The organism is Frankia sp. AgPm24 (assembly GCF_023243055.1).
In the GTDB taxonomy this organism is placed as follows: Bacteria; Actinomycetota; Actinomycetes; order Frankiales; family Frankiaceae; genus Frankia; species Frankia umida.
The window spans coordinates 1-25,188 of sequence record NZ_JALKFW010000160.1 but is presented as its reverse complement, the minus strand read 5'-3'; the positions used below and the strand labels follow the sequence as shown (position 1 = coordinate 25,188).

General features: G+C 71.2%; 22 protein-coding genes and 1 tRNA gene. 12 read left to right on the top strand and 11 right to left on the bottom strand.

Going from position 1 to position 25,188, the window contains the following annotated elements; translation table 11 throughout:
• Position 1 precedes the first annotated feature (1 nt).
• The 3 genes from MXD61_RS08555 to MXD61_RS08545 form a co-directional block, all read right to left on the bottom strand.
• Entirely contained in the window at positions 2-979 is a 978-nt protein-coding gene (locus MXD61_RS08555) for an NAD(P)-dependent oxidoreductase (RefSeq protein WP_248812302.1), read from the bottom strand.
• Positions 976-2,130 (bottom strand): DegT/DnrJ/EryC1/StrS aminotransferase family protein, encoded by a 1,155-nt coding sequence (locus MXD61_RS08550; protein WP_248812301.1) that lies wholly within the window; start codon positions 2,128-2,130, stop codon positions 976-978. Before MXD61_RS08550 ends, MXD61_RS08555 begins: the two co-directional genes overlap by 4 nt.
• Before the next feature lie 906 nt (positions 2,131-3,036).
• Positions 3,037-3,912, bottom strand: coding sequence for a metallophosphoesterase (locus MXD61_RS08545; RefSeq protein WP_248812300.1), 876 nt, complete (start codon positions 3,910-3,912; stop codon positions 3,037-3,039).
• 459 nt (positions 3,913-4,371) lie between these two features.
• On the opposite strand from MXD61_RS08545, the gene MXD61_RS08540 reads away from it, so the two are divergent.
• From MXD61_RS08540 to MXD61_RS08520, 5 genes are all read left to right on the top strand, one after another.
• Positions 4,372-4,875 carry an MSMEG_0572/Sll0783 family nitrogen starvation response protein gene (locus MXD61_RS08540; protein WP_251079639.1) on the top strand — a complete coding sequence of 168 codons (504 nt, stop codon included), beginning with the start codon at positions 4,372-4,374 and terminating at the stop codon, positions 4,873-4,875.
• A 285-nt stretch (positions 4,876-5,160) separates the two neighbouring features.
• Positions 5,161-6,045, top strand: coding sequence for an alpha/beta fold hydrolase (locus MXD61_RS08535; protein WP_248812298.1), 885 nt, complete (start codon positions 5,161-5,163; stop codon positions 6,043-6,045).
• A gap of 115 nt (positions 6,046-6,160) precedes the next feature.
• Positions 6,161-7,387: a YihY/virulence factor BrkB family protein gene (locus MXD61_RS08530; RefSeq protein WP_248812297.1), complete on the top strand. Its 1,227-nt coding sequence runs from the start codon at positions 6,161-6,163 to the stop codon at positions 7,385-7,387.
• A gap of 128 nt (positions 7,388-7,515) precedes the next feature.
• The gene (locus tag MXD61_RS08525) at positions 7,516-8,100 is read left to right on the top strand and encodes a phage holin family protein (RefSeq protein ID WP_248812296.1); all 585 of its coding nucleotides are present in this window, start codon (positions 7,516-7,518) and stop codon (positions 8,098-8,100) included.
• Positions 8,101-8,212: 112 nt separating this feature from the next.
• Positions 8,213-8,797 (top strand): DUF3618 domain-containing protein, encoded by a 585-nt coding sequence (locus MXD61_RS08520; protein ID WP_248812295.1) that lies wholly within the window; start codon positions 8,213-8,215, stop codon positions 8,795-8,797.
• 99 nt (positions 8,798-8,896) lie between these two features.
• On the opposite strand, the gene MXD61_RS08515 is transcribed toward MXD61_RS08520, so the two are convergent.
• On the bottom strand, positions 8,897-10,141 hold the full coding sequence (locus MXD61_RS08515) for a DUF4407 domain-containing protein (protein WP_248812294.1): 1,245 nt from the start codon (positions 10,139-10,141) through the stop codon (positions 8,897-8,899).
• 281 nt (positions 10,142-10,422) lie between these two features.
• On the opposite strand from MXD61_RS08515, the gene MXD61_RS08510 reads away from it, so the two are divergent.
• Positions 10,423-10,875: an SRPBCC family protein gene (locus MXD61_RS08510; RefSeq protein WP_248812293.1), complete on the top strand. Its 453-nt coding sequence runs from the start codon at positions 10,423-10,425 to the stop codon at positions 10,873-10,875.
• 31 nt (positions 10,876-10,906) lie between these two features.
• Here the strand turns inward: MXD61_RS08510 and MXD61_RS28415 are convergent, their stop codons facing one another.
• Both MXD61_RS28415 and MXD61_RS08500 read right to left on the bottom strand, forming a co-directional pair.
• Entirely contained in the window at positions 10,907-11,698 is a 792-nt protein-coding gene (locus MXD61_RS28415) for a transglycosylase SLT domain-containing protein (RefSeq protein WP_248812292.1), read from the bottom strand.
• Between the two features lie 13 nt (positions 11,699-11,711).
• The gene (locus MXD61_RS08500; RefSeq protein WP_248812291.1) at positions 11,712-12,749 is read right to left on the bottom strand and encodes an anti-sigma factor RsbA family regulatory protein; all 1,038 of its coding nucleotides are present in this window, start codon (positions 12,747-12,749) and stop codon (positions 11,712-11,714) included.
• A 399-nt stretch (positions 12,750-13,148) separates the two neighbouring features.
• Between MXD61_RS08500 and MXD61_RS08495 the strand changes: the two genes are divergently transcribed.
• Positions 13,149-15,884, top strand: a complete 2,736-nt coding sequence (locus tag MXD61_RS08495) for a Tex family protein (RefSeq protein ID WP_248812290.1) — start codon at positions 13,149-13,151, stop codon at positions 15,882-15,884.
• Between the two features lie 135 nt (positions 15,885-16,019).
• On the opposite strand, the gene MXD61_RS08490 is transcribed toward MXD61_RS08495, so the two are convergent.
• On the bottom strand, positions 16,020-16,922 hold the full coding sequence (locus tag MXD61_RS08490) for a DUF4394 domain-containing protein (protein WP_248812289.1): 903 nt from the start codon (positions 16,920-16,922) through the stop codon (positions 16,020-16,022).
• 284 nt (positions 16,923-17,206) lie between these two features.
• On the opposite strand from MXD61_RS08490, the gene MXD61_RS08485 reads away from it, so the two are divergent.
• Positions 17,207-17,279: transfer RNA gene (locus MXD61_RS08485), tRNA-Lys, on the top strand.
• A 38-nt stretch (positions 17,280-17,317) separates the two neighbouring features.
• Here MXD61_RS08485 and MXD61_RS08480 read toward each other — a convergent pair.
• The 4 genes from MXD61_RS08480 to MXD61_RS08465 all read right to left on the bottom strand — a co-directional run bounded on the left by MXD61_RS08480 (position 17,318) and on the right by MXD61_RS08465 (position 21,100).
• Positions 17,318-18,880 (bottom strand): site-specific integrase, encoded by a 1,563-nt coding sequence (locus MXD61_RS08480; RefSeq protein WP_248812288.1) that lies wholly within the window; start codon positions 18,878-18,880, stop codon positions 17,318-17,320.
• A gap of 227 nt (positions 18,881-19,107) precedes the next feature.
• Positions 19,108-19,329 carry an AlpA family transcriptional regulator gene (locus MXD61_RS08475; protein ID WP_248812287.1) on the bottom strand — a complete coding sequence of 74 codons (222 nt, stop codon included), beginning with the start codon at positions 19,327-19,329 and terminating at the stop codon, positions 19,108-19,110.
• Positions 19,330-19,583: 254 nt separating this feature from the next.
• Positions 19,584-20,480 (bottom strand): TRM11 family methyltransferase, encoded by an 897-nt coding sequence (locus MXD61_RS08470; protein WP_248812286.1) that lies wholly within the window; start codon positions 20,478-20,480, stop codon positions 19,584-19,586.
• Positions 20,477-21,100, bottom strand: a complete 624-nt coding sequence (locus MXD61_RS08465; protein ID WP_248812285.1) for a hypothetical protein — start codon at positions 21,098-21,100, stop codon at positions 20,477-20,479. The genes MXD61_RS08470 and MXD61_RS08465 overlap by 4 nt, the downstream gene beginning before the upstream one ends.
• A 418-nt stretch (positions 21,101-21,518) precedes the next feature.
• Between MXD61_RS08465 and MXD61_RS08460 the strand changes: the two genes are divergently transcribed.
• The 4 genes from MXD61_RS08460 to MXD61_RS08445 all read left to right on the top strand — a co-directional run.
• Positions 21,519-22,265, top strand: coding sequence for a hypothetical protein (locus tag MXD61_RS08460; RefSeq protein WP_248812284.1), 747 nt, complete (start codon positions 21,519-21,521; stop codon positions 22,263-22,265).
• Entirely contained in the window at positions 22,262-22,978 is a 717-nt protein-coding gene (locus MXD61_RS08455) for a pilin (RefSeq protein WP_248812283.1), read from the top strand. Before MXD61_RS08460 ends, MXD61_RS08455 begins: the two co-directional genes overlap by 4 nt.
• A 68-nt stretch (positions 22,979-23,046) precedes the next feature.
• Positions 23,047-24,243, top strand: coding sequence for a hypothetical protein (locus tag MXD61_RS08450; RefSeq protein WP_248812282.1), 1,197 nt, complete (start codon positions 23,047-23,049; stop codon positions 24,241-24,243).
• A gap of 154 nt (positions 24,244-24,397) precedes the next feature.
• Positions 24,398-25,188, top strand: a 791-nt coding sequence (locus tag MXD61_RS08445; protein ID WP_248812281.1) for a PrgI family protein, incomplete at its 3' end; no start/stop codon positions are given.

Below are 25,188 nucleotides of genomic sequence, written 5' to 3'. Positions count from 1 at the left end.
ATCATTCCGACGAGGCGGCGGTCACATCGAGGTCGTCGACATGCGAGACGGCCTGGACCGGTGGGCGCCGATTCGCCAGATACCACTCGACGTACTGCCGGACGCCGTCGGAGAAGGGCGTGGTGGGCCGCCAGCCGAGCAGGTCGAGGGCTCGGCGGGCGGACACCTCCCGGCCGCGGAAGTCGCCGGGCCGGGCCGGGACGTGCTCGATGGTCGTGCCGGGGAAGTGCCGGCAGACGGCCTGCGCCATCTCGAGCACGCTGACCGACTCGTCGCCCTCGAGCGCGAGCGTGGCGTTCTCCGCCTCGGGCCGCAGCGCCAGCACGTGCGCGTCGGCGAGGTCGCGGACGAACACGTAGTTGCGGAACTGCTGGCCGTCCCCGGCGACGGTGAGTGACTCGCCGCCGAGGGCCTTGTGGACGAACCGGGCGAGCACCAGCTCGTCGCGCATGCCGGGGCCGTACGGGATGCCGTAACGCAGGATCGTGAACGGCAGTCCGTAGGTCTGCTGGTAGCTGTGCAGCAGGAGTTCGGCGGCGAGCTTCGTCGAGGTGTACACATGCCCGGCGCGACCGAGGGTGATCTCGGCGTCCTCGGTCAGCGGGGACGAGTCGGCCCGCTCCCCGACCGCGCCGTACACCCAGACGGTGCTGGCGAACAGCACCCGGCCGACCTTGGCCTGACGGGCCGCCTCGCAGACGTTGCCGGTGCCCTCGACGTTGAGGCGCACGGTGCGGGCAGGATCGGCGTAGGCGAAGTCGACGTTGGACATGCCGGCGATGTGGAACACCGCGTCGGCGCCGCGCAGTGCCTCGGTGAGTCCGGGCAGGTCAAGGACGTCGACCTGCAGGCTGGTCGCCCGCGGGTCGCTCGGGCGGGCGTCGACGTCCAGGGAGAGGACGTCGTGCCCGGCGTCGAGCAGCCGGTCGACGACGTGACTGCCGATGAAACCGGAGCCTCCGGTAACCGCGATTCTCATGCTGCCCCGTCCAGGTCCAGGCTCGCCAGCGCGGCGGCGAAGGAGGTCAGCACGTGCTCGGCCTCCGCGTCGGTCATGTCGGAATGCAGTGGTAGGCAGACGTGCCGGGAGCAGAGGTCCTCGGCGACCGGCAGCGCGCCGCCGGCGTAGTCGGTGAAGACGGGCTGCTGGTGCAGGGGCACCTCGTAGACCTCACCGGACAGGGAGACGCCGTGCCGCTCCTTCAGTTCCTTCTTCAACCGGGCCCGGTCGACACCGGGGCGGGGCATGACGATGTACTTGTAGTAGTTGTTGACGTCGCCCGGGGGCAGCCGCAGCCGGCTGGCGGGCGCCGGGGCTCCCGGTCGGGCCAGGCCGTCGATCGCCGCGTCGTAGCGGGCGGCGATCCGGGTGCGGGTGGCGAGGAACTCGTCGAGGTGGCGCAGGTGCACCTTGCCGGTGACCGCGTGCAGCTCGCTGAGCCGCCAGGCGTAGCCCTCGCGGATGTGGGTGTTCCCGAGGAAACCGGCCTTGCCCTGGTCGCGGTAGATCAGCGCCGCCTCGTGGATCGCCGGGTCGGCGGTGACGATCATGCCGCCCTCACCGCTGGTGATCAGTTTGGTGGGGTAGAACGAGAACGACCCGGCCACGCCGAACGACCCGGCGAAGGTGCCGTTGTGCTGGCAGCCATGGGCGTGCGCCGCGTCCTCGACGAGGAGGATGTCGCGCTCGGCGCACAGGCGGGCGAGGTCCTCCACATCCGGTGACACCAGACCACCGATGTGCACGAGGACGACCGCGCGGGTGTTCGGGGTAAGGGCCGCGGCGACGGTGTCGGCCGACAACGCGAAGGTGTCGGGACTCACATCGGCGAAGACCGGATTGGCGCCGGCCCGCAGAACAGCAAAGGCGGTCGCCGCGAATGTGTTGGTCGGAACGATGACGTCCGTGTCCCGAACGTCCAGACTGCGAAGAATGATCTCCAGTGCGGCGGTACCACTGCTCACCGCCACGGCGAACGGCGCTTCGTGCGCCGCCGCGAATGCGGCCTCGAAATCCCTCGTGTGTGCGCCCAGTGTCAGCGCGCCGGTGGAAAGGATCTCAGTCGTGGCCGACGCGATCTCCGCACGATCGTCGGCTGAGAAGACGATCCGTGCCGCGGGGACATGCACCTGTTCACCCCTGCCTTCCGAGTCATCCGCACGAGTGGGCACCGCTCTGGACCGGCAACGCCCCGGGCGCCCTCGGCGCCACGAGGTGCCAGCCCTACAACCCCTCCGGATGTGACGACCGGTTTTGTCAGCACATGCCCAAAACAGGCTAGCGATCCCGATCGGAGGTGCGACGAGGGCCCACTACGGTTACCTACGAAACATCTCACATCTATCCGAAAGTAGCGGACCTTGTCGGGAAAGCGACGTCGACCCGAGGAACGATTCTTCCGTCACCCCGATGACGTCCGCGCCAGGACGGACAGTGATGGTGATGTCCCGGTCACGGTCAGGGCCGGGGGTCTGCATCGTCGCGTCTTTGCCGGGCCCTGGTAAGAGGGTCACCCCCGCACCGTCGATCTACGAATCCAGGGGTGACCCGTCGGCGGCCTCGGGCCAGCCCGCGCGGACGCCCCTGGCGCCGTCGAGGCCCGGGCCGCCAGGTCCGGCGCCCGCCCCGCCGCCACAGGCGTGATCGCGCCACCGTGCCACGGCGACGGGCGACCTGCCGACCAGGCCGGTCGTACGCCTGGCGGGGTCGGCTGGCGGGCTCGAACGCCCCCCGCGGCGGGCGCGTTTCACCCCGCGGGAGTGACCGCGGTGCCCGTCGACCCGGGGCCACGTCGCTCGGCGGCGGCGGGCAGCGACCTGGCCACTCCCGGAACCGTCGTACCCGCGCCCGCCCGGATCCCCGCGGGCTTTCCCGCTCGGGGAGGCCCGGGCAAAGAAAAAGTCCCGATGAAGCCGAGATGCCTGACGTACGGGGGGAACGCAGGCGCTGGCTCCATCGAGACTGTGGTCAGTTTACGTCCCCCATCCGTCCAGAGCGACAGGACCTAGGTCCATGACCTTGGACCCTGGCCACATCTACTCGGAACGTGCGCGCTCGGATTCCTTACGCGGCCGCGCGATGGTGCGAAAGCAAATCTCACCACGATCCGTGTCATAGAGCAGCCAGTTCTGCGTTCGCCCGCGCGCCGGACCCACGTTCACCACCAGCGTTCTGCCACCAGCGCCCGAAAGCCCCCCGGTCGGCAGGCCGGTCGCGGGGGACACCGGTACGGCGGACCCGCCCACGGATGACACCGATTCGGGGGACACCGGAGCGGGTGGGACCCGCAGCGCCTCGCCGGGCCCGACGGAGATCATCCGCACGGGTGGTTCGGCGGGGCGCGCCGACTCAACCGGCCAGTCGATCTCGAACACCGCGTTCTGGTGGGTGTGCCCGACGACGACCACCGGCCAGCGCGGCACGTCGACCGCCCTCGGCACCAGGAGGTCGACCTCCGGTGTCGGATCGACCCGCGGGGTCAGGCTCGGAGCCGCGGGCGGTCGCGGCTCGGCGGACAGCCGCGCCGGTGGGGTCCCGGTGACCAGATCCCAGCGGATCTGATGCCCGTGCAGCGCCAGCAGGCCGTGCAGCCGCGCCCAGGCCGGCGCGTCCAGCAGGGCCGCGAGCTCCGGCGGCGTCCGCTCCGGGCGCAGCAGCTCACGGATGCGCTCCTCCTGGTTTCCGCGAATCCGGCGCACCGTGGCCAGCAGTCGCCACAGCGGTGGGTCCCGGTCGACCACGGCCGGCAACGACCAGTCCCGACCGGGATCGTGCAGCCGGCGAGGCACGCGTGCCTCGAGGTAGTCGCCCAGGCAGACCAGCTCGTCGGCACCGGCCCGCTCGGCCGCGACCATGATCCGCTCCAGCGCCTTCGGTCGACCGTGCAGATCCGCGAACAACGCATAACGCATAAGGCCAGCATCCCCGCCGTCCGGCGCCGATGACCGTCGGCCGCCACACGTGGGCTCGAAGATGGCAAATGTGAGCTGATAACCGAACAATCCAGATCAGACCGATCCGGTCACGATGGGACGCCCGGATGTCCAAAAGGAGTCGGCGGACACACTCGGAACGGCCCGTTTGGCACCCATGACTGTCGGCGGGATGCTTGACTCCGATGTCGTGCCAATCTGGAAACCCCGTCGACCGACCAGGTCGCCTTTGCCTCGGTTCGCGCGCGCCCGCCAGCCCAGCGCCGTGCCGCCGGCCGCGGCGTGACCGAGGCCAGCCCGGCGCCAGCGCCGCCACAGCCACAGCCACAGCCACAGCCAGCGTCGCCACAGCAGCCACAGCAGCCACAGCGGCCGGGGGCCTCGCGGGCGACGACACCGGAAGGGACCGCGCAGGAGGCGGCGCGGTCGGCTCGGCGGCTGGTCGAGCAGGGGCGACGCAGCCTCGCCGAGATCCCCCATCCGGCGCTCTCGCCGGGCACCAACCTCTATGGCTCAACCAAGATCTTTCCAGATTTCCAGGCCGAGGACGGCGAGGTGTACCTGACCCTCATCCACGGCGTCGCGCACGAGTCGTCGGTGAGTTTCGTCGCGCTCCTGCAGGCGACCCGGGCCCTGCGCAAGGGATTCGAGACGGTGGTCTATCTCCATGGACCGGGGGCGATGAACGCGATGGCCACCCGCGGATTTCCGCATACCGGAGATTCGGCTTTTCCCGGCCAGCACAACATCAACAACCAGATCGAGACCCTCATCCGCGAAGGAGGTACGGTGTACGTCTGCCGCTACGGTCTTTCTTTGCACGGGCTGCGCGAGGCGGACATCATCGCCGGGGCGATTCCCGCCCATCCGTCCGATCTGCAGGACTGCGTCATCCACTACAGCCGCCGGGGCGCCGTCATCAACTCCACCTTCATGATCTGACGCCATGATCCGACGGCGTCCGAGCCGGCCCGCCGATCGGCGCGCCCGGGATCACGCAACGACGACACCGCAGGTGGACGGGGCCATCGCGCCGACCTGAGGTGACGATCCGGTCACCAGGGGCACCGGTTGGCCCGGCGGCGCCATCACCAGTCCGACAACTCGCTGCGGACCGCCCGGAAACCCGGTCCGCCGGTGTTGTATCGGGAAGGACGCCACGGCCCATCCGGCCCGCGACCACAACGGCCCGCCCCACGACAACGACGCGAACGGCAGAGACCTGGGATGGAAGACGAAGCACCGGCCTGGTTCGAGGCCGCCATTGACACCCGTCCGGAGCGCCACGAGGCCGAGGTCGACGGCGCCACCATCAGCTACCGCTGCTGGGGGCCGCGGGGAGCGGCCGCGATCGTCCTGGTTCACGGGGGTGCGGCGCATGCCGGCTGGTGGGATCACATCGCGCCGCTGATTCCCAGCGAGTACCGGGTCGTCGCCCTTGATCTGTCCGGACATGGCGACAGCGCCCGCCGCGACGAGTACACCCTGGGCAGCTGGGCCGCGGAGATCATCGGGGTGATCGACCACGCCGGCATCACCACACCGCCGATCATCATCGGGCACAGCATGGGGGGCTGGGTCACGATCATGACGGCGGCCGAGTACCCCGACCGGGTCGCCGGCATCGTGGTGGTGGACTCCCCCGTCGGGGAGTTCACTCCCGAGGAGCGTGCGGCCCGGGAACGCACCGCCTTCGGCCCGCTGCGGGTCTATCCGACGGCGACCGACGCGCTGGCCCGTTTCCGCACGGTGCCGGACCAGCCGACTTCCCTGCCGTACATCATCGACCACATCGCCCGGTCCTCGATCGGATCGGTGCAGGGCGGCTGGACCTGGAAGTTCGACCCGAGCGTGTTCAACAACCGCAACCCGTCCCCGGAGATGCTGCGCAAGGTGCACTGCCGGGTGGCGCTGTTCCGCGCGGAACACGGTCTGCTCACGCCGGACATCGGCGTCCAGATGTACAACCTGCTCGGCCGGGTCGCGCCGGTGATCGAGATTCCGCTGGCCGGCCATCACGTGATGCTCGACCGTCCGCTGTTGCTCGTCACCGGCATCCGCACCATCCTGGCTGACTGGGAGCACTCGTCCCCGCAGGAGCGCAGCGACTGAGTCCGCGGGGCCGCCCGCCGCGGACCGGCGCCGGATCAGCGACCCCGAAACGAGGGGTTGTCCAGGTCCGGGCGGGTACACCTGCCGCCATGCGCCAACGGCAGGGGAGCTCGCCATGAACACGTCCGCCATCCTGGGACACCGCCGCGGCACCCGCCCACGCGACAACCCGCCCGTCGACCAGAACAGCACGAACGACCAGAACAGCACGAACAGCACGGACGGCACGAGTGACACCGCCGACAGGGCCGTCGCCGCCGGCGGGGAGGGCGGCGTGACCGTGGTCCGGGCGTCCGCCGCCGCGGGCCCGGGTAAGAGCACGGGCCGGCCCTCGCTCGAGGAGCGGGCGGCGCGGTCGGCGTCGGCGTCGGCGTCGGCGGGTGAACGGACCTGGCTGGCCGTGGGTAAGCGAGTGAAGTCGCAGCTCGCCGTGCTGTCGGTGCCGCTGCTCGCCAGCGGGGTGGCGTTCTGGGCGATCCTGTCGATCTTCCCGGCGGTGATCGCTGTGATCACCGTGTACGGCCTGGTGGCGAGCCCGCAGACGGTGCGGGACGAGATCGCCCATCTGTCCGGCACCCTCTCACCGTCGACCAGCACCGTCCTGCAGGACTGGCTGACCGGCATCACGACCACGGATCATTCCGGTCTCGGTGTCGGCCTGCTGCTGAGCCTCGTGGGCCTGATGTGGGCGGTGTCATCCGGGACCCAGAACCTGATCAAGGCGGTCTCGGTCGCGTTCGAGCAGGAGGAGACCCGCGGCCCCGTCCGGCTGCGGCTGCTCGCGGTGGGGATGAGCCTGGGCGCCGTGGTCGTGGCCGTGCTGGTCATCGGTGGGATCACCGCCGGCGGTTCGCTGCTGTCGCACCATGTGTCCAACGGCGCGCTGCGGCTGGTACTGACCATCGCGCAGTGGATCATCATGGGGTTCGTGCTGCTCGGGGCGGTCGCCGCGCTCTACCGGCTCGGCCCCGCCCAGCCGCCGAAGGGCTGGCGTTGGGCGTCGATCGGCGCGGTCGGTGCGACCGTCGCCCTCATCGTGGCCTCGGTGGCGTTCTCGTTCTACGTCCGCGCCTTCGGCCAGTACAACAAGACCTACGGTGCGCTCGGTGGCGTGGTCATCCTGATGCTCTGGCTGTACTACGCGGTGACGGTCGTCCTGGTCGGCGCGCTGGTCAACGCCGAGATCGGACGTGAGCGCGACGCCGGGAAGGCGACGGCCCCGCAGCCCCACGACCACCCGCGGCAGACGGGCAGTGCGCACATCACCCGGGCCGAGCGCGGGGTGCCCGCGCCGTCCTCCCCCACAACATCACCTCATCGGCGACCCGACGGACGCGATTAATCGGCTGGATGCCGGGAATCCGCAGATCACATGTTGTTCCGCTGGTGCCACCACGCGGAGCCCACCCAGGCGGGACGGTTCGCTCCCCGACCACAGCCGTCCCATCGGACAAGCCGCGAGGAGACCCCATGACGACCACGACCCGGCAGACCACCGATGCGACCGGCCTCCCGACTCCGGCGACCACCGCCGGCCCGGCCTCCGTCACACCCGTCACCCCGGCCGGGCCCGCCACCCCTGGCTCGCCCGCCATGCCGTATCCGGGCGACACCCGCGGGTCGGGCGCCCAGCGTCCCGGCGCGGCGCCGCTCACCGGCGATGGGGCACCTGACGGGCAGCGGACCTCGACCGGCCATCTGGTCTCGGACGTCGTCACCGACATCTCGACGCTGTTCCGCCAGGAGGTGGCCCTGGCGAAGGCCGAGGTCCGCGAGGAGGCGAAGAAGGCCGGCAAGGGCGCCGGCATGTTCGCGGGCGCCGGCGGGGCCGGCCTGTACGCCCTGCTGTTCGCGCTGCTCGCGGTCATGTTCGGGCTGGGTGAGGTGATGGCGCTCGGTTGGGCGGCGCTCATCGTCGCCGCCGTCCTCGGCGCCGTGACCGCCGTCCTGGCGCTGAAGGGGCGTTCCACCGTGCGCACCGTCCACCCGGCGCCGACGCAGACCGTGGAGACGCTGCGTGAGGACGTCCAGTGGGCGCAGAGCCGCCGCCACTGAGCCGCCCGGCACCGCCCCCGGCGCCACCCACCATCGCGCCCGCGGCTTCGCCGATCCCCACATCCGTGTCCACCCCGTCCCCCGCTCACCGCCAGGAAAGGTCAGGTAGGCAGTGACCAGCATTGACGAGACCAGCACGACCAGCACCAGCCCGGATGAGATCCGCTCGGACATCGAGGCGACCCGGGCCCGGCTCGGCAGCGACCTCGACGAACTGTCCGCCCGGGTCAGCCCCGGACAGGTGGCCGGTCGGACCGCCCACGACCTGCGCGAGCGGGTCGGCGCGGCGACGAACGCGGTGCGCCCGAAGGTGGCCGCGACCACCGGGACCGCGGCCGAGAAGGCCCGGCACACCGCCGACCAGGCCAAGGCCACCGTGCGCCGGCAGCTCGACGCCCACCCGCAGGTCGCCGCGTCCGCCCAGCGTGCGGTGAGCACCGCTGGCAGCGCCGCGGGCACCGCGACCCACAGCGTTCAGCGTCAGCTCGACGCCCACCCGCAGGTCGCCGCGAAGGTCACCCAGGCTCGCGGCAGCGCCGGTGAGGCGGTCAACACCGGCCGACGCAAGGCCAGCGAGAACCCGAAGGCCACCGGACTCGCCGCGGCCGGGACGGCGGCGTTCGCCGTCGTGGTCGCCGTGGTGCGTCGTCGGCGGCGTGGACGCGGGGCGGCGTCGTCCACCGCGAACGCCAGCTGACCCCGGCATGTGCTGACGCCGGAGCCAGTTGACATCACAACGCCCGGACGCACGTGGGACTGACCCCGCGCGTCCGGGCGACGTCATGTCCGGTCGGCGTCATGTCCGGTCGACGGAGAGGGTCGGGTCGGCGGCCGGGGTCGGGTCGGGCACGCGGTGACGGGCGCGCAGTTCGCGGATGCGGCTGTCCCGGTCGGCCCGGATCTCCGCGCGGGCGACCTCGGCGGCGGCGAGGTCACCGGCCAGGCGCACCGAGGTCTCGATCTCGTCCCGGCGGCGGACATGCTGGCCGTACCGGTCGGTGCCGGCGTCGGCGAGTTCCCGGGCGAGCCGGGCCCGGTGCCGGGTGGTGGAGCCGATCTGCTGGGCTTCGAGTTCCTGGGCGTTGCAGGTGCGCCACCGTTCGAGGCGTTCGCGTCGGCGCGGCTCGGTCTGTTCGAGGGTGCGGGCGAAGATGAGCGGGCCGAGATCGACACCGAGCAGCAGCAGTGTGAGCACGATCCGCCACAGCAACACCGACGGGTCGGACGTCGTCAGCCGCCAGAACGCCTTCTCTCTGGTCAACAGGTCGTCGGCGGCGTTCGCGGTGGCCGTCTGGGCGGCCAGGAAGCTGGCCCGGCGGGTGTCCCGGTCGTGGTCGAAGGCCGCCAGTCGAGCCTCGGCCGCGTCCCGCGCCTGGGTGGCCCGTTGGGTGGCCAGGACCGCGGCGGCCAGGTCGGCCAGGGTGATCCGGTAGATCGGTCCGGCTCCGGCCAGGCAGCTGCCACCGCCGGTGAGCTGGCAGTTCGCCGCCGCGGTGGCGCCGGTGACGCGTCCCTGGGCGGCGGTGAGATCCTGTTGTCGGGCGGCCAGGCCGGCGGCGAGCGCCCGCTGCTCACCCTGCTGGTTGACGTCGAAGGCGCGCAGGGCGCGACCGATCTCCTCCTGGTGGATCTCGGTGACCCGTGGCGCGATCGAGGACGCGAACACGGTCAGCAGCAGCGCCTCACCGACCAGCAGGGCCGCGCAGATCGCCACGAACACCCGGATGGCGGTGGCGGCGCCGGCCCGGCCGAGCCGCACGGTGGCGTCGCGTCCCAGCCGGTAGGGGCGGGGGGACAGCAGCACCGATCGATCGAGGAAGAAGATCACAGCCGCGTAGAACAGTCCGAAGGGCAGCGTGCGCCACGCCGAACGGTGCAGACCCATCGCGGCGACGGTCGCGCCCGCGTAGGTGGCGAGCCCGGCCGTCAGCAGCATGAGCGCACCGGCTGTGACGAAACGTTGCCGGTCCGACGGACCAGCCGTCTCCGGCCGGGTGCCGGCACAGACCATCAGCAGGTCGCCCGCGGATCGTGACGACACAGGTCGAGCGCGAGAAATCGGCCTACCCCCGGTCCGGACGGTGGCCCGCGACGGTCCGCAGGACGCCCCTCGAGCGCCCCAGAAAGGTAACTCAGAGTAATCACGATGCGCATCCGCACCGGGTCCGGTGCGCGCCCGGACGTCGACGTGCGAGCCTGACCTCACCACCGGCCGGCGGTGGCCGTGAGCCGGCGCACAGTGGCGGGGACGCGGCCGGCAGCCGGACAGATGACCGGACGCCGTCCAGGGCTCGGCCAGGCGCAGGCGAAAGGGTGTGGACGGTGGCACAGATCCGGGTCGAGGTACGCCAGACGGTGGCGGGCGTGCCGGAGCGGGTTCTCGCGGCGCTCGGTGACTACCAGGGAATACGGGCCCGGTCCTGGCCGGACAACATCCACGACTACCGGGTGCTCGCGGGCGGCGCGGGGGCGGGCAGCCGGATCGCCTACCGGCTACAGGCGACCCGCAGGCGTTCGCGGGACGTGGACGCGATCGTCTCCGCCCCGCGGCCGGACACCCTGCTGGAAGCCGACCAGAACTCGTCGCTGCGCACGACCTACCAGGTCGCGCCCGCGCCGGGCGGCCCGGGCGCCGGGGCGAGCACCGTGACCGCGATCACCACCTGGGACGGCGCCGGGGGTATCGGCGGCTTCTTCGAACGCACCTTCGCGCCGATCGGTGTCCGCCGGCTGCACACCGCCGTGCTCGAACGGATCGCCACGCCGGCCTCCTGACCAGGCCGCCCACCGGCGACGTGCCGGCCAGCTACCAGACGCGGGCCAGCACGTTGCTGACGTAACCGTTCATCCGGTCCAGCTTGGGGACGTCCTCGGGCCTGGCCGCCGACAGTTGGCCCTGCGCCCACTGCGCGGCCCAGGTCGGGACGTTGTGCGCGGCAATGACGTAGAGCCAGTTGTGTCCCCACCGGTCCGAGTCGTAGCGCTCCCGCATCATCCGGGCGGTCGAGTCAAGGGCCCAGAACGGGTCGAGGGCGCGGGCGGTGGTCACGTCGGGAAGTGTGGTGTTCCACTGGCAGAGCCCGAAGTCGGAGTTCGTCCGGTATCCGACGGCGCCCGGGTCCCAGTTGCTTTCGATCGTGGTGATTCCGCGTAGCAGGCCGCGGGGCACCGTGTACTTCAGCGCATATCTGTCCGCGATCGGCATGAACAGCGCGTAGGACGTCTCCTTGCTGACATATCCGGGCGGGCTGTGTTCGATGGCCGGCAGATACATGTCCCGGTTGATGGTTGGCTGAAGTTCTTCCTGGAACGCGGTGACGGCGGCCGCGGTGGCCGCGGTGAAACGACCGTCGGTCGGGACGGGGGTGCCGGGGCCGGCATGCCAGTTGAGCGCACGGCTGATCGCGACGATCGCCGAGCGCACGGCGAGGACGTCCCCGTCGCTGCTGCCCTCCGGCGGGGTCAACCCGGCGCCGATGCCGTAGCACCGGCCCGGCCCGGCGGGGTCCGTCCCCGCCGCGGTCGGTGCCACCGTGCCGCCGCGGCCATCCGCCGGCCACGATCCGCGTCCGACCCGAACACGCTCGGTCGAGGTCACCACATCCCCCGTCTCAGTGCACGTACATGCGGACGGTGGTGCCGGTGGGACCGGAACGAAGCTGGACGAGGTCGCACAGCTGGTTGACCAGCCACAGGCCGCGCCCACCGCCGAGGTCGAGCGCGGGCCGGCGCCGCCCGACGAGCCGGTCTGCGACCAGCCCCGCGTCGGTCACCTCGCAGACCAGACCGCCCTGATCGGGCCAGAACCGCACCGTGCCGCGCCCGCCACCGTGGCGCACACTGTTGGTGGCCACCTCGTGGACGGCGAGTTCCAGATCATCCACCCGCTCGCTGCCGAGGCGCACCGCCCGGGCGGCCGCGGCCGACGCGGCCCGGACGAGCCCGAGGTTCGTCGGGCCGAAGGAGATCTCGGACCAGGGCGGCCCGAGATCCGGCAGCCGCTCGGCGAACAGATCACCCCCGGACCCGACCGCACCGGCGGCCACCGCGCCACCGGCGGCCCCACGAGCGGGCTGGGCTCCGGCGGGGTGGAACCGGGTGCTGGGGCGGGCCAGGCCACCCTTGACCACCATCGGGTGGGTCTGCCACACCAGGTCGGTGGTCGCCGGGTCGAGCGCGGCCGCCTCGTAGAGGCAACGCAGCCGCCAACTCCGCGGCCCGGAGAAGGCCTCGTTGGTCAGTTCCTCGTGCAGCATGCACTCGGCGAGTTCCGGCCCTGAACAGTCGGACCGCACCGGCTCGACGATGCCGCGGACCGTCCGGCCGCGTTCGTCGCCCTGCTCGAGATGTTCCTGCCAGGCCGGGATGAGACGGGCGGGATTGCGGCCCAGGTCGGCCAGATCGACGAGATCGACGCGTTTCCCGGCACGACCGAGAGCGCCGCGCAACAGCGTCAGGCGCGGCTCGCCCAGAATGACCAGTACATCCTCGTCGGCGGCAAGACCGGCCAGAATGAAATCCCTGGTGGCGCTGAGGAAACCGATGTCACCGAGATAGAGAAAAGCCTCGTGTCGAATACCGGTGGCGCCGACGCCGGATTCGACTCCCCGGGCGGCGATGGCGGGGCCGAACGCACCCACCGGCTTCACCCGGCCACCCGGGAGCGCAAACAGGGACAGCGGCGGGCCGACGCGAACCGACCGTGCCCGGCCGCACCCTCGGCACAATGACGGGAACAAGGCCGCACCGCCCCCGTGGCCTGGCACCTCATGCGCACGGGCACATCATAGGTCATGTCGCACCAATGAGATATGCCCAGTAACGCAATCGAACGGTACGGATCACACCGGATCACACCGATGGATCCGGGCCCACGCCCGCTGGCACGGTGCGTGGCACGGCGGACTGCCACGTAACACGTCGGGGGTCTCACCGCCACGCGGGGCCGCCCGGCCGGCCCACTGTCGGTGATCACCCGTAGTCTCGCAGACGGCGCGGTCCGATCGCGACACCGACATCGACTCCGACGAGAAGGCGGATCAGAGCTTGTGACGACGACAGCTGTCCCCCAGCAGTCCATCCATCAACGGATCGCCGAGGAACTCGGCGTGCGCCAGGGGCAGGTGGCGGCGGCGGTCGACCTGCTCGATGGGGGCGCCACCGTGCCCTTCATCGCCCGCTACCGCAAGGAGGTGACGGGCACCCTCGATGACACCCAGCTGCGCACCCTGGAGGAGCGGCTGCGCTACCTGCGGGAGCTGGAGGAGCGGCGCTCGGCGGTGCTCGAGTCCATCCGGTCCCAGGGCAAGCTGGATGACGCCCTCGAGGCGCAGATCCTCGCCGCCGACTCGAAGGCCCGGCTCGAGGACATCTACCTGCCCTACAAGCCCAAGCGGCGGACGAAGGCGCAGATCGCCCGCGAGGCCGGCCTCGAGCCGCTCGCCGACGCGCTGCTCGGCGACCCGTCGCTGGACCCGCACGGCACCGCCAGCGGCTACGTCGACGCCGACCGCGGTGTGGCCGACGCCGGCGCGGCGCTGGAGGGCGCCCGGGCGATCCTGGTGGAGCGCTTCGCCGAGAACGCCGACCTGATCGGCGCGCTGCGCGAGCAGATGTGGTCGCGCGGCACGTTGGTGTCGAAGGTGCGCGAGGGCAGGCAGGAGGCCGGCGCGAAGTTCGCCGACTACTTCGACTTCGCCGAGCCGTTCACCTCGCTGCCCTCACACCGCATCCTCGCGGTGTTCCGTGGTGAGAAGGAGGAGGTTCTCGACCTCACCCTCGAACCCGCCGAGCCGCCCGCGCCGGACACCCCGCCGGTGCCCGGGCCGAGCGACTACGAGCGGCGCATCGCCGAGGCGTTCGACATCAGCGACGCCGGCCGCCCCGCCGACCGCTGGCTCGCCGACACCGTCCGCTGGGCGTGGCGCACCCGCGTCCTCGTCCACCTCGGGGTGGACCTGCGGATGCGACTGTGGACGGCGGCCGAGGAGACCGCGGTGAAGGTGTTCGCCGCGAACCTGCGTGACCTGCTGCTCGCCGCCCCCGCCGGCAGTCGGTCGACGATGGGCCTGGACCCGGGCTACCGCACCGGGGTGAAGGTCGCCGTCGTCGACACGACCGGCAAGGTCGTCGCCACCGACACCATCTACCCGCATGTGCCGGCCCGCCGGTGGGACGAGTCGATCGCCACCCTGGCCCGGCTCGCCGCCGCGCACTCCGTCGATCTCGTCTCGATCGGCAACGGGACGGCGTCCCGGGAGACCGACAAGCTCGCCGAGGACCTGATCCGCAAGCACCCGGAGCTGTCCCTGACCCGGGTGACCGTGTCGGAGGCCGGGGCGTCGGTGTACTCGGCGTCGGCCTACGCCGCCGGCGAACTGCCCGAGCTGGACGTGACGCTGCGCGGCGCGGTGTCGATCGCGCGCCGGCTGCAGGACCCGCTCGCCGAACTCGTCAAGATCGAGCCACGGTCGATCGGTGTCGGCCAGTACCAGCACGACCTGTCCGAGACGCGCCTGGCGACCTCCCTGGACGCGGTGGTCGAGGACTGTGTGAACGCCGTCGGCGTGGACGTCAACACCGCCTCCGCGCCGCTGCTCACCCGCGTCTCGGGGATCGGCGCGGGGCTCGCCGAGAACCTGGTGCGCCACCGCGACGAGAACGGCCCGTTCCGGAGCCGGGAGGCACTGCGGGCGGTACCCCGGCTGGGACCGAAGGCGTTCGAGCAGTGCGCCGGCTTCCTGCGCGTCCTCGGCGGCGACGACCCGCTGGACGGCTCCAGCGTGCACCCCGAGTCCTACCCTGTGGTCCGGCGCATCCTCGCCACCACCGGCCAGGAGCTCACCTCGCTCATCGGCAACGGCAAGGTGCTGCGGTCGCTGAAGCCGTCCGACTTCGTCGATGACACCGTCGGCCTGCCCACCGTCACCGACATCCTCGCCGAGCTGGACAAGCCCGGTCGCGACCCGCGGCCCGCCTTCCGCACGGCGGCGTTCTCCGAGGGTGTCGAGACCCTGGCCGACCTCACCCCCGGCATGACCCTCGAGGGCTCGGTGACGAACGTGGCCGCGTTCGGCGCGTTCGTGGACATCGGTGTGCACCAGGACGGCCTGGTGCACGTCTCGGCCATGTCGAAGAACTTCGTCAGCGATCCGCGGGAGGTCGTCAAGTCCGGCGACATCGTCACGGTGAAGGTCCTGGACGTCGACATTCCCCGCAAGCGCATCTCGCTGACCCTGCGTCTGGACGACGAGCCCGGTGCCGCCACCTCAGGCGGCGGCGGTGGCGGCCGGCGCGGTGCTGGCCGTGAGGCCGCCGTACGCGACGGTGCCGCCCGGGATGGCGGCGAGGGCGGACGGCGTGGCGCCGGGGCAGGTTCCAGCTCCAGTGGCTCCGGTAGCGCTGGTGGCGCTGGTGGCTCCGGGGCGGGTTCCGGTTCCGGTGGCGCCGGCCGCGGGGCCGGTGGCGGCGGTGATCGTCGCGCTGGCCAGGGTGGCGGTCCTGGTGGTCGCGGCCGTGGTCCCGGCGGGCAGGACGGCAGCCGTGGTGGCGGTCGGACCGGTTCCGGCGGTTCCGGCGGCGCAGGTGGTTACCGTGGTGGCGGTGGCGGTGGCGGTGGCAACCGCGGTGGCTCCGGTGGGGGCCGTCGGGGTGCGCCCGACGGGGCGATCGCCGACGCGCTGCGCCGGGCCGGACTGGTCACCGGTGACCAGGTGACCCTCGACGGCCATGACGCCGGCTCCGGTCGCGGTTCAGGTGCCAGCAGCGGTCGCCGCCGCGGCTAGGTAGACACCCGCGGCCAGGCGATGGCGCGGACCGGCCGGGCTGGCCTTCACTGGCTGGCCCGGCCCGTCCACGCGTCGTCCCCTGACGGCCGCCAGCGGCTGCCCGCCCGGGCCGTCCGTGTTACTGGTTGATCGTTACTGGTTGATCGGCAGCGCGACGTCGAAGACCGGGTAGTTCGCCGGGAAGAAGCCGCGCAACGTGGCCTGCGCGGTCAACGGGCTGACCTCGTAGAGCCGGAACCTCGAGCCGACGAGCAGCGCGGCGAAGCCGGTGTTGGCCACCGCCCGACCGCCCGACCGCTCGGTGAAGATGTCGTAGCCGGCCAGCGGTCCGACGGGTACGGGCAGCGTGCCGGTGTTGACCAGCGTCCCGGCGTTCGCCGGCGACTGGACGGCCACCTGCGCGAGGCCGGTGTTGATGTCGAACAGGGTCGTGCCGGTCGCGGGGTCAAGGTCGTTGTTCGTGTAGGCCGCGCCGGTCAGGCCGGTCGCGATACCCAGCAGCGGCGGGTAGGTCAGCGGCGTGTCGGCCACGGTGGTGCCGGGCGGCGGGGTGCCCGTCGGGTCGTCAAGGTTGTGCCGCAGGTTCTCACCCGCGTTGCTGATCACTCGCAGCCGGTTCGCCGCCGGGTTGAAGTCGACCCCGAAGGCGGTGCCGACCAGCGGGATCGTCAGGTGCGAGACGAGCGTGGCGACCGCGTTCGCCGTGTTGATCACATAGATTCCGCCGAGGTCACCGACGCCGTACAGCCGGTTGTTCTGCACCCGGAAGTCGATCCCGACCAGGTGCGTGTCACCGCCGACGAGCCCGGTGATCCGGCCGATCGGGATGAGGCTCGCCGGCGAGTCCACGTCGAAACGCACCAGCCGGCCCGTCGTCGTCAGACCGTAGGCCGTGTAGTCGTCGAACAGAGCCGGTTGGATCACCGGCGTAGCCCCGTCGCCGACCAGCGGGGCCGCGCTCGCCGCCCCCACGAGCCCGGGTACCGCGGCGACCAGCCCGGCCGCCAGCGCCGCCGTCACGGCGGCCGAACTCACCGCGGAAAACCTTCTACGCACGTATGTCTCCTTCCAGGGGAACGTCTGACCAGCGGCGCCGCGATCCACGTCACCCCACATGACCGCCACTTAGCCGAAGTAGATCCGCCGAGCCACCCGGATACAACTACGCACAGTGACGGCGAGTCTGCCGCCATACCCGGATGCGCACGCCGCCACCGGCCGCACCCGCGCATCACGGCCGGTACGGTGCGAGCGACCTGGCGGCCTCGCGGTCCGGGCCGTCGTCCAAGACCATTTCCCCCAGGTACCATCGCCGTGCGGGGCCGTTAGCTCAACTGGCAGAGCAGCCGGCTTTTAACCGGCGGGTTCAGGGTTCGAGTCCCTGACGGCCCACCGCTGCACAGGCCCATGACCTGCACGGTTGGCATGTCCTACCTACCCGGTTCGGGGCTGTTGATCGTTGTGGCCGTGATGTGGCCGTAGGGGTGTCGCCGTACGACGCGCCGCGGCACCGCGTTCGCGACCTTCTCCGCTGCGAGCTGCCCCGTGGACCGCAGCAGGTGCGCGTACAGCCGGCCGGTGATCGCGGGCGAGGAGTGGCCCAGGCGCTTGGAGACGAGGGTGATGTCGATGCCCTCGGCGAGCTGGATGCTCGCGTTGCTGTGCCGCAGGCCATGCAGCCGCTGCCGGGACAGTAGGTTCTCGCCGAGTTCGTCACCAGACTCGAGGTCGAACGGCAATGGCTCGGCGAGGTGCAGGACCGCACCGGCGCCGCGGCGCCGGGTGCAGCCGATCACGGTCACCGCGCCGATCGGCTTGCGCTCACGGTAGAGCGTCCAGGTTCCTTCCGGTGCACGGTATCGCTTGCCGACTATGAGGGCTGTTGTTCCGCGGGAGGCGGGCCGGACGAGGTGGCTGCACAGCCCTACGCGTTTGGCGATGACCTGCATGTGCGCCGAGACGTAGGCCGGGGACAGATGCCTGCCGTCAAGCTGAGTGAAGATCAACTCGGTGAGGTGGACGGGTTCGCCGCGCTGGTTCGGCAGGGTACCGTTGTCCCAGGCCGGGCCGACCGCTTCCTTCTCGGCGTCCTGCTCGAGTACATGTGCCAGAAGCGAACCCAGGGTCATCTGGTCGAGGTCGACCTTGCGGCGGCCGGATTTCGTTTTGGGTGACCACACACCCATCTGGCCGTGCGATTCGGTGATCTGTTGGGTGATGGTCAGCACGGACCGTTGCCCGTCAAGGCCTTGCCGGGTCGCTCCGCAGGCCTCGCCGCGGCGCAGGCCATGTAGGGCGATCAGCTCGTACATGGCGGAGAGCCGGTCCCCGGATGCTTCGTCCAGGAAGCGGCCGACTTCCTCTGCTTCCCATGGTTCCACTTCCACGGCGTCCTGTTCGGGTAGCTCCACGCCGAGGGCCGGATTCCAGTCGATCTTCCGCTGGGTCACGGCGTCGTTGAGCGCGACTCGCAGCGTCGCGAAGATCTCGTGAATCGTTTTCGGAGCAAGCGGCCGGGGTTTCCGGGTCGAACCTTTGCCTGCGGTGACCAGGGCGGATCCTTCAGCCTCGAGGCGGTTAATCATGGTGTCGATGTGGCTTTTTCCAAGGCCCCTGAGGGGAAGGTTCCCGAGCATGGGGATTAGGTACAGGAGGATGTTGGACTCGTAGCCGTTGCGGGTTGTCGGGCGCAGTCGTCTTTTTCCCGTAAGCCAGGTGTCCAGGTATTCTCCGACCGTCAGCTGACCAACATGTTTCCTGCCGGCCCGAATCCCGACGACGTCCTTCTCCGCATTTTCCCTGGCTTCTTTTTCGCTGTGATATCCGGACTCCCGGATCTCTCCTCGTCCGACCAGATCGCGCAGGTCCGTGGGCACTTCTATCCGGTACGACCACTTACCGTGATTTCTTTCCTTGAGTTTTGGGCAACGTTTACCGAGCTGTTTGCCGTCCGGGCCGCGGCAGCCACACCGCTTTGCCGTTTGGATCTGCACGCCTGGAAAGCCTTTCTTTCGACGGTGGGTCGCTTCTCGCACCACCAGAAAGGGCTCGTAGCCAGATATTCCAAGCACCGGCCAAGGATCGAATGCCGTCCCCCATCGCCCTCGAGCAGGATCCCGCGAGACCAGACAGAAGAACGCGGAATTCACCGGTGGCTTGAAAAGTTATTATCGAGCGCCACGAATACCCATAACAATTCACGCTCCGCGCGAATTGCACGTCAAGCGCCTTCGATGGAAAACTCGTCGAGGTGCAAATGCCGACGGATAAGAGCGGTGGGAACCTTGTAGCGATTGCCGACCCGGATGGTCTTCACGGGAAAGTCACCGGTCTTCGCGAGGCGATAGCTTTGGGTCCGGCCAATCCCGAGGATTTCTCCGGCGGTGACGATATCGATGACGGCAGGCAGCCGGAGGATGTCCGCCTCGGTCCACTTCTTCAACAGAGACCTCGCACAGGAGGGAAAGAGGTGAGAGGAGAAGGCGCACCGCACGGGCGGGGCCAGGGCGGCTCTCGTGACGCCTGCGGCTCGCAGGCGAGCGAGTGGGCTGCCAGAGGGCGCCGGCCCGTGTGGGAGGCCCCTGCCACCGGACCGGGCTCCGGCCCGACGGCAGGGGTGTCAGGGCTTTCACCATGGGACTGTCAGGCGTTTCGCCATCGAACTGTCAGTCCTGACCGGCCCGCGGGTCGCCGCTGTCAGCTGGGATGTTGTGGCAGGTTAGGGGTCCTGTCAGGGGGGTGCTGTGGGGTGCGCAGAAGGAGGATGTCCTCGTGGGCGATGAGATGGAGGGGGTGGCCGGCGGCGCGGGCGGTGCGGATGTTGTGCAGGGCGAAGAACGTCGCCCGGGGGGTGAGCGCGCCGTCGGGGTGCAGGGCCGCGAGCAGGGCGGCGGCGCGGGCGTGTAGGTGCAGGCCGGTGTCCGCCGCGAGGTCGATGAGGGCGCCAGGAAGATCGACCAGAATGCCGGCGTGCCGGTAGGGGCGCACCGCGAGGGCGAGCAGCCCGCCGGGTCGCAGCAGGGTGTGGGCGGCGGTGAACAGCGCCGACATGCCGTCGAGGAGGCCGTCGAGATCGGTGTTCGCCAGGTTTTCGGGGCTGGCGGAGTAGCGGTAATCGGTTTTGTGGACACCGCGCCCAGGGGCGGCGGTGATAATGCCATGGGTGGCCTGCCCGTAGGGCGGCGAGGTGAGCAGCAGGGAAATCCGCCCGTGATACCGGGCGGGAATGACCGCGCCGAGCCGGCGGGCGTCCCCGCGGAACACCTGCCCGGTGCGGGGTGCGCCCTGGACGCGAGCGAGATGCAAATTGGCGCGGGCGAGGGAGACCCAGCGTGCTTCCAGATCAACGCCGAGGCTTCCCCGGCCGAGATGCGTGGCTTCGACGAGGCTGGTGCCGATGCCGCACATCGGGTCGAGAATCAGGTCGCCGGGCTGGCTGTAGGTGGTGATGAGCTGGCGGGCGAGAGCGGGCAGCATCCGGGCGGGGTGTTGCATCGAGGCGGGGGTGTACCGGCCGGCGCGTTGGAGGCGGGGGTGCTGCTGGCCGGCGGGAAGAATGCTGTAGGACGGTGCGGGCCGGGCGTGGGGGGTCAACGGCTGCTCCGGGACTGCGGGCGCAGGAGCACGGCGATGTCGCTGTGGATGCGCAGGGGCGGAATCGGCTGCGGCACGGTCGGGTCGTCGGCCGGATCCCAGTCGGTGGGGGGTGTGAGCAGCCCGTCGGGCAGGGGAAGACGCACGACAATCAGGTGCTGGAGGTAGTCGAGTCCACTGCTGTGGGCGGCGGCGACCGTGTCGGCGAGCGGATCGCAGCCCTCGGGGGAAACAGGGGGCAGGGCGGTGAGGAGAATCCCGCCGGGGCGCAGGAATCCGGCGAGATGGGTATAGATGGCGGCGCTGTTGATTCTACTGCCGCCATGGTGGAGATCGAAGATGAGTACCGCCCCCGGCTGAGAAGGGTTCAGTGCGGCTGCGGGGGTGTGGGCCGGGTCGGTGAGGGTGCGGTGGCGGCGGCCGGCGGTGATGCACTCCTCGGCGATACCGGTGGGAATCCGGCTGGTGGTGGCGACCAGCTCGCCGGGCCGGCTGAAGGTGTCGAGGAGACGCCGGAGAACGTCGCCAGGAAAGGGTGCGGGGTTGCTGTGGTGGGTGGTCCACACGGTGAGCGGGACCGGTTCGCGGTCGGGGCCGGTGGTGTCCGGTGTCGACGGCACAGCCATGTCTCCTTCGGGAAAGCAGCGGAATCATCCTCAGACCGGCGCTCCAGTGAGAGGCAGTTCCGAGGGAACACCGAGGTTTTGATGATTTCCCTGACAGTCCTGGCGGATGCGCTGACACCCCGATTGCTTCGCATGCGGCGGGATGCATGCCACGCCTGACAGTTCACCGGTGGATCGCCTGACATACCGACGGCGCCGGCGAGGAAGAGCCCCCGGCTCTTCGCGGGCCGTTCTCGGGCGGCCGGGTGGGAAAAGCGCTGGCCCGCACGCCTTTTCACCAGTCCTGGACGGCTTCTTTCGCGGGTAGGGCGACGGCCACTGTCAGGGCTTTCGTCAATGCTGTCAGTGGTTTCGCCAACCGCTTTTGACTTTCTGGTCTCGCACGTTCGTGGACGTATAGCGAGGGAGACCAGTGAACGGATATCCGGCACGCGGAGAGTCGACGGCGTTGGATCTCGCCGGCGCCGCTTTCACGGAAGTAGCCGCACGCGGCCTGTGTGTGCTCGAGGGCCGGGAGGTCCATGAGGAGCTGCCGCAACGGCCGGTGGGAATCGTCGAGTTGCAGGGGCTGCTCGGTGCCAGCGGGCTCTCGGTGCGGGCGCGGGCGGCGGTGTGGCGGACCCTCGCGCGGCGCCAGGGCGAGGACGGCTGGCTGGTCGCCGCGGTCGGGATGGCGCTGCCGATGCTGCGCCACATCTCCGCCGCGCTGGCAGACGGCCACCCCGACCTGCGGGCGGATCTCGACAGTGAGGTGCTCACCGGGTTCCTGGAGGCGTTGCGGGCCAGCGGCTCAGGTGTCGGGGTGGAGCACCGGCTGGTGTGGGGTGCCTACCGCGCGGGCGTGGCCTTCGCGTTCCTGCAGGTCCCCCGCCTGCCGGCAGGCACCTGTGTCCCGGTGGCAGCCGCCTGGCCGGCACCACCGTGGAGCGCGGGGCTGCGCCGGCTGCTCACCCGGGCGGTCAGCATCGGGGTTCTCAGCGAGCCGCAGGCACGGCTGATGCTGTCCGCCCGCCGGGGTGTGACCCCGGCGGTGCTGTCCGCGGCGACGGTGACGCCGGGCGAGGAGTGGGCGCTGCGCCTGGCGGTCGCTCACGACCAGCTGCTGCACGCGGTCCTCGCCGACGAGCTGGGTCCGCGCCGACCGGGACCGGGCCGATGACCCGCCCGGTCTCCCCCCTGATGCTGGCCGTCACCCGCGGCCTCGAGCCGCTCCGCCGGGGCGCGGTGCGGGTCGCCGGGGCGGTGCGGGGCCGCTACGACGCCGCACCGGGGTGGCTGCGACGTCTGCTGCACGGGGCCGGCGGGTTGCTGCTGGCCGCGGTGGTGGTCGGTGGGCTGGTCGGCCTGTCGGCGTGGGGCCGCCGTCTCGGCGTGATCCACGTCGTGCCGGTGCGGGTGTGGGGGACGGCGGGGCTGGTGCAGCTCGCGGCCGGCGGCGCCCTCGCTCTCGCGGCCGTCACCCTCACCGGTGAGGACCGCGGCGATGGCCGGCTCGACCAGCGCGGCGGGCCGGCGCCCCGGGGGCTGCGCCTGGCCCTTGCTGTGGTCACGGTGCTCGCGGTAGCCGGGGCGGTACTGCTCGCCGCCGGTGTGGCGCACGCGGCCCCGGCGGCACCCCCACCGGCGCCGGTGCCGGCGGTGACCGACCTCAAACAGGTGATCACCAATATGCGGAACTGGCTGATGGGGTTGTTGGCCGGGGCCGCGACCCTGTTCGCGTCCATGGGCGGGCTGCGGTACATGGGCGCCAACGGTGATCCGGCGGAAGTCGAACGGGCGAAAGGGTCGTTCAAAGCTGCCGGTATCGGCTATGGCCTGGCGATCCTGGCACCGGTCCTGCTGGCCGCGTTGCAATCCGTGGTCGGCGGCTGATGCGGGCGCGAGCGCCGGGGACCCGCCGCGGGCGAATGCTATGGCGGCGGGTCGTGACGGTGAGTGCGATGGCCGGGCTGTTCGGCGGGCTGACCGGCGTGGCCTTCCCGGCGCTCGCCGCCCCTCCCACCGCCACGCCCGCGGCGCCCCCGGCCGCGGCTCCCGCCCCCCAGGCCCCGACGGCCGGTACCGGCCCGACGCCGGCCGCGGCCGGGGCGCAGCCGGCGCCGCCGGCTGCCAGCCCGCAGCCGCAGGCCCCCGCGGCCACCCCCTACACGGCGCCGGCCACCCCAAGCCCGACGTTCACCCCGCAGCCCTCCCCGGGTCCCTCTCCGGATCCCGAGGCCGGCGGCGGCGGGGGGTTCAGTCTGGTTCCCGGATGGTTGCGGGGACTGACCGATATCCCCGGGAAGGTCGCCGACGCGATCAACGGCTGGCTGGCGAGCCTGGCCACGAGCGCGTTGGCGCCGGTCATGCACCTGCTCGGTGCCACGGTGCTGTCCACGGAGGACGTCACGACACGCCCCGCGATCCGCCAGATGTGGTGGGACAACATCGCGATCGCCGACGCCCTGATGCTGCTCGTGCTGACCGTGGGTGCCCTGCTCGCTATGTCCCACGACACCCTGCAGACCCGCACGACCGCCAAAGAACTCGGCCCCCGGCTGGTCGTCGGGTTCGTCGTCGCGCATGTGAGCCTGCCCCTGATGAGCCTCGCGATCGGCCTGTCCAACGGTATCTCGCAGGCGATCGCCGGACAGAAAATCACCGCGGACGGTATCGGCGCGGCATTGACGACAACGCTGAGGGTGAACAAAGCGGCACCGTTTATCGTCCTGATTCTGCTGTGTGTCGCGGCGCTGGCGATCGCGCTTGTCGTCGGCTGGGCGGTACGGCTGCTGGTGCTGATGATGCTCGCGGTCGCCGCGCCCCTGATGCTGATCTGGCACGGGCTGCCGCAGACCGCGGGGTTGGCCCGGTTGTGGTGGCGGGCGCTGGCCGGCTGCCTGGCCGTGCAGGTCAGCCATGCCCTGCTGCTCCTGGTCGGGCTGCGGGTCCTGCTCGCGGACCCCGGCCACGCGCTCGCGCCCAACAGCGGCAGTCTGCTCAACATCCTGTTGGCGTGCGGCATGTTCGTGCTCGCTTTGCGCCTGGAGGCCTGGATCACGCGGATGGTGCTTGCCAGCACCGGCGGCCCTTCCACCGTGGTGACGATCGTGCGATACAAGGCGTTGCGCGCCGGCATGAAAGCCGCCGGCCTCTAATACCCCAGCCGGCGTGTCACCGCCGCCGGCCCTGTTCTTCCGCCCGGCCGGGGGCCTTTCCCGGCCGCACCTTACCCCTTTTCCTGTTCTTTCTTGTGGGAGTTGTTGTATGTCGTTGTCTTCTGCGGGTGATCGGACGCGGATACCAGCGGATGTGGACCGCCCGGATCAGATCCTGGCCGGGTTGACCGCCCGTCAGCTCTCCGTCTGCGTCCCGCCGCTGCTGCTCGCCGCTTCGGTGTTGTGGGTGGCCCGGCCCTACCTGCCGATGCCGCTGCTGATCCTGCTGTGCGCGCCGCTGGTCGCCGTCGGTGTCGCGGGTGCGCTCGGTCAGCGCGGCGGCCTGCCGTTGGACCGCTACGCCGCCGCGGCGCTCGCCCACCGGCGTACCCCAGCGGTGCAGACCGCGCTGCCCGCCGACCGGCCACCGGCCCTGCCAGGCTGGGTCCCCACCATCCCCGGCGCCCATCCGACGCCGGTGCCCGCCCGCCCGCTGGCCACCGCCGTCGAGACCGCGGCCGGCGGCGCCGGGGTGGTGGACCTCGGCGGCGCTGTCGCGGTGATCGCCGAAGTCGACGCCACGAACATCACGATCGCGACCGGGCAGGAACGCGCGGCGAAGGTGACCGCGTTCGCCCGGATGCTCAACGCGTTGCACGGCCCGCTGCAGATCACCGTGCGCGCGGTGCCCCTCGACCTGACCGACTACGTCGAGGTGATGACCGAGCATGCCCGCCGGCTCACCCCCGCCGCGCTGGCGGACGTGGCCGCCGAGCAGGCGGCGTTTCTGGGCGACCTTGACCGGGGCCGGGCGTTGCGCGCCCGCCAGATCCTGCTGACCGCCCGACGGCCCGTGCCCGCCGGGCGCGGGGGGCCGGGGGGCCCCCCCCCCCCCGCGCCACCCCACGGTGGCGGCCCCCCCCCGCCGCGGGGGGACCCCCCCGG